1 protein-coding gene and 2 pseudogenes are annotated in these 1,636 nt (G+C 65.9%); 2 read left to right on the top strand and 1 reads right to left on the bottom strand.

Annotated features, from left to right (window positions below; genetic code table 11):
* Positions 1-251 precede the first annotated feature (251 nt).
* Entirely contained in the window at positions 252-467 is a 216-nt protein-coding gene (locus DJ69_RS05030; RefSeq protein WP_004045951.1) for a DUF7120 family protein, read from the bottom strand.
* A gap of 264 nt (positions 468-731) precedes the next feature.
* Between DJ69_RS05030 and DJ69_RS05025 the strand changes: the two are divergent.
* Both DJ69_RS05025 and DJ69_RS05020 read left to right on the top strand, forming a co-directional pair.
* A pseudogene (locus DJ69_RS05025) lies at positions 732-1,154 on the top strand (molybdopterin-dependent oxidoreductase); the annotation flags it as partial.
* A gap of 64 nt (positions 1,155-1,218) precedes the next feature.
* Positions 1,219-1,636, top strand: a pseudogene (locus tag DJ69_RS05020) (isochorismate synthase); the annotation flags it as partial.

Raw genomic sequence — 1,636 nt, 5'->3', positions numbered from 1 at the left:
GAGGAGCTCGTCTTTGTGCATACCCTTGATACGGGGCGTATGCCCTTTAAGCGTTGTTGAGGGGTATACGCACGGTTCTGTAGCGTTTCGGCGTCCCGCTCGCAACGCACTCCCCTGGGGGCGACTTGGAGGCGACGCGAAGACGAAACGCGGGACGAACCGCGAACGAGGCGAACCGGAACGCGGCGGGTGAACCGGCGTCGGAGGGGCAGATTGGACCTCGTCCGAGCGGGCCGGAGGACCGGAGCGGCTCAGAAGACGTACTCGTCTTCGTGGCCCATCATGCCTTCGTCCTCGAACCCGCTGGAGTCCTCGTCGTCTCTCGGACCGCTCGTCTTGAACGCCTTTATCCCCGTCGACAGGAGCTCTTCGACCGCTTCCTCGCGGTTGAGGAACTCTCCCTGCTCGACCATCTGAGCGATCTGCATCTCCAGATGCTCCGGCACGGTTATCTCTACTTGTGGCATTTCCTGCTGGGGAGTAATGGGAATGGGTATATAAATGTGGCGTCGATGCTATGAGTATTAGAAACCGAACTCGGGTAAAGTTGAAAGTGTTGTTTTAGAATTCCAAACGTCTATTTTATATGCTGAAACTCCTGCGCCTCTACAAACATGTGAGGCCCCCGCGGCACCGACCCGACTCGTCGGCCGCTCTCGCGAGAACGACATTCATACGTGACGCCGGCGCGTACGGACGGCCATGACTGACGCCGGCGCCGCCGACGCNNTTCGCTCTCCGCGTTCCGGGATCTCCCCGCAGCGACTCAGCGGCAGGACTTCCACTGCGTGACCGGCTGGAGCAAGTTCGACTGCACGTTCACCGGGGTCGAGTTCGGCGAGATCGTCGATCGCGCGGGCGTGCACGACGACGCCGACCACGTCCTGTTCCACGCGCTCGACGGCTACACCACGAACCTCTCGCTGGAGGCGTGCGCCCGCGAGGGCGTGCTGTTCGCGTACGGGTTCGACGGCGACGACCTGCCCGCCGACCACGGCGGCCCGATCCGCGTCGTCACCCCGCACAAGTACGCGTATAAGGGGGCGAAGTGGGTCTCCGGCGTCGAATTCCTCACCGACAAGGCGCTCGGCTACTGGGAGAAGCGCGGCTACAGCGACACCGCGAACCCCTGGAACGAGGAGCGCTACAGCTAACGCGTCGGAACGCCCGGTACTGCGATAGTCAGGATAAAGGTTCCTCGGACCCGATCAACGGTCAATGGAACGGGTGCGTTCGTCCCCGGCGCCGACCCTCGTCAGTCGCACGACCGGGATCGAGAGGCCCGCGTTCGCGGCCGCCTTCGACGCCCTGCCGGCGCCACGGACGGCGTGGAACGCGCCGGACGACGCGCTCGTGCTCGCCAGCGGGGCGGCCGCGACGCTGACCGCGAGCGGCCCGGACCGGTTCGCAGCGATCCGGACCGGGGCCGACGAGCTGTTCGACACCGGCGACGTCCACGCGGGGACCGAGGCCGCCCGCCCGCGGCTGTTCGGCGGGTTCGCTTTCCACGAGGGCGGATGCGACGGCGACCCGTGGGGGCCGTTCCCCGAGGCCCGGTTCGTCCTCCCGCGCGTGCAAGTCACGTTCGCGGACAACGGCGCGTGGCTCACGGTGAACGCGGTCGGCGACGACGCGG

The organism is Halorubrum persicum, from assembly GCF_002727125.1.
GTDB classification, from domain to species: Archaea; Halobacteriota; Halobacteria; order Halobacteriales; family Haloferacaceae; genus Halorubrum; species Halorubrum persicum.
Note: the sequence above shows the minus strand (reverse complement) of the source record. Positions and strands in the feature narration are given on the sequence as shown.

What these genes read in the sequence shown, in the direction of transcription:
- DJ69_RS05030 (WP_004045951.1), bottom strand. Translation starts at nt 467, where the DNA reads ATGCCACAAGTAGAGATAACCGTGCCGGAGCATCTGGAGATGCAGATC.